The following is a 6,964-nucleotide window of genomic DNA, read 5'->3' on the forward strand; positions in this document are numbered from 1 at the left end:
AAACAGGCCCAGGACGTGGCGAACCTCAGCCGCGACGCGGAGAACGCCAACGGCAGCATCAGCCAGATATTCGACAAGGAGAAAGAGCAGAAGCGCATTCAGCAGGCGCAGCTGATTGGCGAAATCAGCACCCAGGTGTCGGATATTGTGCGTACCCAGGGCGCCATCAGCGCGGCGAAGGACGCCAGAGACAAGATGGGCAGTATCACCGATGCCGACAGGGACCAGGCGCAGAGAGACTGGGTGAAAGCCCATCCGGGTCAGACCCCGGATGAGAACGCCATCAACGGCCAGGTTTACCAGAACTTCTACGACCAGGCGTTTAACGCCACCGGGCTCGGCACCGGCGGCGCCGTCCAGCAGGGTATCCAGGCCGCCACCGCCGTGGTGCAGGGCCTGGCGGGTGGCGATATCACCAGCGCGATAGCGGGCGGTATGGCCCCGTATCTGGCTGAACAAATACATAAGCGGGCACCCGATGAAGCGAGTCGTGTGATGGCTCATGCTGTGGTTGCAGGAGTGCTGGCTGAGGTGCAGGGAAGAAACGCAGCAGGTGCTGCTGCCGGAGCGGCTACAGCAGCCATCGGGACGTCAGCGATTGCAAAAGCGATGTATGGTACGGATGACTTCAATAACCTGGGAGAGACGCAGAAACAGACTGTCAGTGCACTGGCGACACTGGCAAGTGGTCTGGCAGGCGGACTTGCGGGAGATAGCAGCACATCAGCATTAGCCGGAGCGCAGGCCGGGAAAAATACCGCAGAAAATAACGAGATGTTCAGTCTGCCAAAAGGTATGACCGACTACAGTCAGGGAGCTTCTACGCTTGGCATGTCGATGATCGATGCCGGAGTGACAACGGAAGAAGTGAATGCGGCATTAAGCAAAAATGTGAAAGGGGACTTACCCGATGGTGCGAATATAACGAAGGCTATCGTTGAGGGTTATACAGATATCGCGCTGGTCGCGGGAGCAGCTTATTTAGGGCCAGCGGCATCGGCGGGTAAAGTGGTGGGTGGGGCAATAATATCTGAAATTGCCAACGGCAGTTATCAGTGGTTCGATCTGAGCCAGCCTGGAAACGAAAAGAAAACCTGGGATTATAAGGGAAGTATCTCAGCAGGAATTACGGGAGCGCTTGCTCCGGGGCGGGGAGTGTGGCAGAACACCGGTATGGCAGCAGGTGGCGCGATGTTTACTGATGGGCCAGATATAGGATCTATTGGTGGGGCGGCTACTGGAGCATGGGTTGGCGGTGGTTTTGGTAAGTTTGCACCGGGGATTGTGGACTCAGTAACGGGAAAAGAAATACCTGGATTAATATTTGATTTTACAGGTTCTTTCGGAAGCGAGATTTTAGGTGGATATATCAAAGATGGAGTAAATACTAAACCTCAACTTCCCACAGAAAAAAAGGAGGGGGGAAATGATTAGTTATATTAAATTATTTATATATTCATGTTTTTTTTGTATTTTACTTGGATTTGTGCTTTTGGGTGTTGGCGTGTTATTTATTTTTTTAACAAAAGGAGAGTTATTTTTTCCTATCTATCATGTAAAAAGAACACTTGTTTTTGGATGCATTGCAGGAACAGCAATTACAGTTGCTACAATAGTTTTTAATCTTATCGACAAGTATAACTCGCGAAAAACGCCCCCATCAGATCCCGATTAATTTTCACAAGAAATCCCAGCCTCCGGTTGGGATTTTACTTTATTAGTCCGTTCTTCGACAAAGAGAAAGAGCAGAAAGACTGGGTGAAAGCCCATCCGGGTCAGACCCCGGATGAGAACGCCATCAACGGTCAGGTTTACCAGAACTTCTACGACCAGGCCTTTAACGCCACCGGGCTCGGCACCGGCGGCGCCGTCCAGCAGGGTATCCAGGCCGCCACGGCCGTGGTGCAGGGCCTGGCGGGCGGCGATATCGCTGCGGCCATCGCTAACGGTTCAGCACCGTATCTGGCCGAGGCGATTGGTCACAGAATGGGTATCGACAATAACCCAGAAGCGAAAGCGGTGGCCCACGCCATCGTCGGCGCCGCGCTGGCGGCCGCCCAGGGGCAGAATGCCGCAGCGGGCGCGACCGGCGCGGCGCTCGGTGAGATAACCGCAGGGATACTAAAGGACCAGCTGTACGGTGATACCCCGGCTGCAGACCTGACCGAAACGCAGAAGCAGACCCTGAGCGCTCTGGCAACCCTGTCATCCGGGCTGGCCGGTGGCCTGGCCGGGGACAGTACCGGAAGTGCCGTTTATGCGGCGCAGGCAGGGAAGACGACGGCGGAGAATAACTATCTGAGCGAGAAACAGCAGGCTCAGAAAGATAAAGAAATCGCAGCATGTCAGACCCTGGCCTGCAAAGCCGGAGCGCAGGCGAAATGGACTGCGATAGACTTGGGACAGGATGGCAGCTATGCAGCGGGGATGATTGCCGGAGTTCCGGCAGGGCTGTACGACACGATAGACAGCATCGTGAAAACGGCCAGCAATCCGCAGGAAACCTATGACGCCCTGAAATCGCTGTTTAACAGTGGAGATGTACTGGGCAACGTGTCGGACGCGGTAAAACAGTCCTATATTGACCGTATCGATCGGATGGAAGCGGAATACCAGCGAGCCGGAGCCAGCGGTTCATTTAATGCGGGTGTTGAAGGCGGTAAGCTGGTTACGGATATCGCCGGGCTGCTGGCTGGCGGTGCAGGGGTTGTTAAAGGTGGCGCGGTACTGACGGAGAAGGTTGTAGCAAAAGTAGTATCGAAAGCTGAAAAAGCCATACCTGATATACCGCCATCAGCCTGGAAATCTGGAGAGGGTGAATTTAGTCCCAAACCGGATAAGACGGTGACGAACCTTGAGCATCCCATTGGTAAATATGACTTTAATTCATTGAATTACAAAACCAGTATAGAGAAAGGCACCACCACTATTACTTACCCTGATGGGATGAGTTTCAGAATTGATCAGCCGAAGCATCTGGCAACAGTCGATGGATTCACACAGAAAAATGGGATCTCGGGAGGACATAACTCCAATGCGTTTTACACTGCGGCTGAGGAATACAATGTGAAAATTGTGAGTGAAACACCTACGGCTGTGAAGGGAATATCAGAAGTAAAATATCTGATACCTACTAAAGATCGTACCGGGGAATTGACTGGAAACTATAAAAAAAATCTCGAGACAAAGACGATTTATGATCCTAAAATATTTACTGATAATAAAATTTTAGACTTAGGTCAGCAAGCTGCTACAAATGGATATAAAGAAGCTGTATCGAAGGGAGTGAATCAATATGATGCCAGTGCAGGTGGAGTAATATTCAGGATTTATCTTGATCAGAAAACTGGACGAGTTACTAACTTTCACCCCAAGTAGAATTTTAAAAGGGAGTAAAATTTTGACTAATACCATTAGCTCTAATCAGGATGAGTTTTCAAAGCTTAATGAATTTTTATTTGAGCTACCATACGATTATTCCAACAATGATTGGATTGTTAAGTCTTATTTTAATCGTATGTATAATGATCGAAAATTTATGGAAGTAATTGAATGTCTTGCAAATGGGCATGGATATAATACTGATGGTTCATATTGTAATTTTCCAGATATGGAAAGTTATGATGAAAGTGAGCATTTTGAAGGTGTTGAGTTTTCATCGGGCTATCCACCTTCTGAAGCAGATACCTTCATTGTCAGTGAAGAAACTTGTTATCAGTATACCCGTTTAGCCTGTGAAAAATATCTCAAGCTTCACCCCGAAGATACGGAAAAAGTTAACGAATTACTGGCTAAATTTCCCTCATGATCTGAAAACCCCAACCCTTACGGTTGGGGCTTTACTCTATACGTCAGTGAGTTATTAATAGAAGGTTGTACCTAAGCCATCGTTACCGACATGGAAGGCCGGTGAAGGTGAATTTAGTCAAAAGCCGAATGGGGCGGTTCCTAATGTTGAACACTCAGGTGGTAAATTCAACGGCAATAATATTCCTTATGATAAACCAATTCTTAAGCAAGAATATGTCGATATTCTATCTCCAGAGATGAAACAGCATATCTTGCATGGTGATAAGACGGGGAGTGGTGGTCATATTTTCCCAGGACACCCAGGGAAAACTACTTTCCCGAATAACTGGTCGGCAGAGAAGATCATTAATGATGTCGGAGATATAGCCACTTCCCCTAATACTAAGTGGTTCGCGCAGACCGGAACCGGTGGTGTTTATACTAGTAAAGAGCAGGTGACTATCTTGATGACTTTAAACCTTCCCCCACACCTCTGGAACTGGTTAAAGAGCAGGCTGGCAAAGGTTCACAAACTGCATATATCAGGATGGATCATATCCTTAACGGGGAAGTGAAAACCCTCAAGGATGGGACAAAAGCTGGATCTGGTGGCCACTATATTCGTGATTCAAATATTAAAGTAGATAAGGTAACGGGTACACCTGATTCCAATGGCGTTTCGACAGGATATATATCAGTGAGAGATCCAGCAACGGGACAATGGATAAATAAGAAAGCTGAAACTACATTCTTCCCTGAGCAGTGGTCAAAAAGACAGACGGCTCAGGAGATTGAGAGTGCGTTCAAAAATTCTGAAAGAATACCTAATACAGAAATGTGGAGCGGGAAATCATCTAGCGGTGTGAAGATTCAAGGCTATTATGGCAAACCCGATGGAACAGGTGCGACTGCATGGCCTGTTTATACAGGGAGGAATAAGTAATGTTGAATGATAAAATCATTTTCTGGTGGGATGAAAATAGTAATTTATTTGTTCCTGTAGGTGGAAAAATACGTAACTCCTTTGATGGAGGGGTATTGGGGTATGGAGCACGTGAGATTTCAGGGTGGTTATCCAATGACATTCAATATGGTATTCATTCTGTTGATATCTGGGTAAAAAACCTCACTGAGCTTGCATCAGGAAAAACAACTGAAGGCAACTTCGGAATAGGTAATGCCCATTGGGTGATGGTTACGCATGATAAAGTATTTATTGGGTGTGAGTATGTGGAAGAGCAACAGGTGCTTTTAACCATAGAGCAAACATTATATGTGCTGGAGCAGTATCGTTTATTCCTGGAAGGATCTTATACAAAAGACTTCCCGCCAGAACCAATCGATGTTGAGTATCTTGCAGAAGGTAGAGATGCTATCACACAGTATGATTCTTTAGACGGGGCATATTGTTTACCTTATTAATAATTAATAAAAACCCCGCCCTTAGCTGACGGGATTTTTTTACAACCAGACAGTGGAGAGTAATTATCTGAGTGCGGAACAGACCACGCCCTAGCTAGAAAAATAAAAACCTTCCTCCACAAATGAAGAACGAAATCGACTAATAGAGCCTGTATCCAAAGCTGAAGCTACTCAGCAGCAGAACGATGGGGGAGATTTCAAAAGAATAACTGACTCAACAAAAATATTAATTATTAAGATAAATTCAATCCCCAGGCTGCAACACAGATTGCAAGAAACTGACATAATATAGTATTAATCAACTTAACCCAGTGATTGATAACTATGAGAAACTGCAACGGAGTAACAATATACCTAAAGCAGCAATTGCGACTATTTCTTTGGCGATACCCGTGCTGAGTAAAGCGGTTGCACCTGCAATTGGTGAATGGGTAGGAAGCCAGGCGGTTGCTCAGAGGCTTGTTGGTGCAGGTATTGCAGGTGCAGCCAATACAACCTCACAAATACAGAACATGCTCAACGACCCGAAAGAACAATTTAATCCTGCAAGCTTGTTTATTGCAACGATTTCTGCGGGAGTAAGTACTGGCATGAAAATGCCGGGAACTGTTATCGTCAGCACCGTGGGGGCTGGCATAGATGGTATGATTGATGGTAAAAATCCAATCCCCAAAATGGTGGGTGCTGCAGGAGGAGCATTCTTAGGATATTACAGTGGGCTAGGTGTTGAAAAAATTACAAACGCATATCTAAATCCTTGGAAAAATGGTTTCAAAGACTCGAAAAACTCGATTTTTCCTTGGATCACAAACCCACCAAAAATAAGCCCTATACCATCGCAGGGTGGTGCTGCAGTTGGTTCCTATTTCTCAGAAAGAGCGGGTAAGCACTTTGAAGAAAAAACAGAGAGTGCCATAAAATGAAATTATTTAGAGAGCTATTATTTCTATTCTTCTTTATGGCTGCATTCACGCTAACGTTTACCATTGGGAATATTTTTGTTTCTTTTTCTGATAGGATTTTGTTATTTTTACAGGATAGTCAGTGGAAACAGTACGGCATGGTTGATTTATGGAATGATACTCATTCAGGCATCATGATTGGATCTACCTTAGGAATCATATGGTTCATTGGGTTACAGTTTTTCAAAAAAAATAGAAAACCCTGGTAAGTAATATTAGTAATCCAACGGGAGAATCAAGTACCGAAAGTGCAAACAAAGTATTAAATGACACCGTCGAAGAAACAAAAAAAGAGTGGGGAAATGAAAAAAATACATTACTTCACCTACCTTTCATTTATTTTATCATCAATGATGATCTTCATATTTATTATAATTAAACTATTGGCGGCCATATTTTTCTATGTAACTAAAGGTATATTTTATTTCGGTTATGAAAGTCTCATTGAATATGCAGTGATCGCGATATGTTCGGGTTGCTTTTTAAGCACAGTATCTTGTCTTATTCAATATTTTCAACATAAAAAGAATAGGTAATTCATGACAGGCTAAAACACTTATTCACGATAGATGAGGTGGTATAGGTAGGTTTTCGGAATACAAATTCCTTCTGTCTACTTTATGAGACCGCTACGACTCGAAGCAGCAGAACGCCAGCGTCGGCGGCAGCTTTACCTTCGGCTCCATGACCGGCTCCGCCAGCGTCAACCTCAGCCGTGACAAAATGCACAGCAACTACGACAGCGTGGTTGAGCAGACCGGCATCTTCGCGGGCAAAGGCGGCTTTGACGT

At 45.8% G+C, this 6,964-nt stretch carries 8 protein-coding genes; all 8 read left to right on the forward strand.

Going from position 1 to position 6,964, the window contains the following annotated elements; all coding sequences use genetic code 11:
• The coding region (locus FVB43_RS24725; protein ID WP_167863550.1) for a VENN motif pre-toxin domain-containing protein at positions 1-1,434 on the forward strand (1,434 nt) is incomplete at its 5' end.
• Positions 1,427-1,675 (forward strand): hypothetical protein, encoded by a 249-nt coding sequence (locus FVB43_RS05385; RefSeq protein WP_167863551.1) that lies wholly within the window; start codon positions 1,427-1,429, stop codon positions 1,673-1,675. The genes FVB43_RS24725 and FVB43_RS05385, both read left to right, overlap by 8 nt.
• Before the next feature lie 26 nt (positions 1,676-1,701).
• Positions 1,702-3,378 carry a VENN motif pre-toxin domain-containing protein gene (locus FVB43_RS05390; RefSeq protein WP_277950366.1) on the forward strand — a complete coding sequence of 559 codons (1,677 nt, stop codon included), beginning with the start codon at positions 1,702-1,704 and terminating at the stop codon, positions 3,376-3,378.
• A gap of 22 nt (positions 3,379-3,400) precedes the next feature.
• Entirely contained in the window at positions 3,401-3,808 is a 408-nt protein-coding gene (gene cdiI, locus FVB43_RS05395; RefSeq protein WP_242462112.1) for a ribonuclease toxin immunity protein CdiI, read from the forward strand.
• Between the two features lie 238 nt (positions 3,809-4,046).
• A complete protein-coding gene (locus FVB43_RS24845; RefSeq protein ID WP_422718015.1) occupies positions 4,047-4,364 on the forward strand; it encodes an EndoU domain-containing protein in 318 nt (105 codons plus the stop codon).
• Entirely contained in the window at positions 4,337-4,732 is a 396-nt protein-coding gene (locus tag FVB43_RS05405) for an EndoU domain-containing protein (RefSeq protein ID WP_277950367.1), read from the forward strand. The genes FVB43_RS24845 and FVB43_RS05405 overlap by 28 nt, the downstream gene beginning before the upstream one ends.
• Positions 4,732-5,211 carry a hypothetical protein gene (locus FVB43_RS05410; protein ID WP_197931256.1) on the forward strand — a complete coding sequence of 160 codons (480 nt, stop codon included), beginning with the start codon at positions 4,732-4,734 and terminating at the stop codon, positions 5,209-5,211. Before FVB43_RS05405 ends, FVB43_RS05410 begins: the two co-directional genes overlap by 1 nt.
• 311 nt (positions 5,212-5,522) lie before the next feature.
• A complete protein-coding gene (locus FVB43_RS05415; RefSeq protein WP_167863552.1) occupies positions 5,523-6,134 on the forward strand; it encodes a hypothetical protein in 612 nt (203 codons plus the stop codon).
• Positions 6,135-6,964: the final 830 nt, after the last annotated feature.

The organism is Erwinia rhapontici, from assembly GCF_012271765.1.
Taxonomy (GTDB): domain Bacteria; phylum Pseudomonadota; class Gammaproteobacteria; order Enterobacterales; family Enterobacteriaceae; genus Erwinia; species Erwinia rhapontici.

Bases quoted from the DNA above. Each gene is read 5' to 3' on its own strand.
- FVB43_RS05385 (WP_167863551.1), top strand. From the start codon at position 1,427: ATGATTAGTTATATTAAATTATTTATATATTCATGTTTTTTTTGTATT.
- FVB43_RS24845 (WP_422718015.1), top strand. From the start codon at position 4,047: ATGAAACAGCATATCTTGCATGGTGATAAGACGGGGAGTGGTGGTCAT.
- FVB43_RS05405 (WP_277950367.1), top strand. From the start codon at position 4,337: ATGGATCATATCCTTAACGGGGAAGTGAAAACCCTCAAGGATGGGACA.
- FVB43_RS05410 (WP_197931256.1), top strand. From the start codon at position 4,732: ATGTTGAATGATAAAATCATTTTCTGGTGGGATGAAAATAGTAATTTA.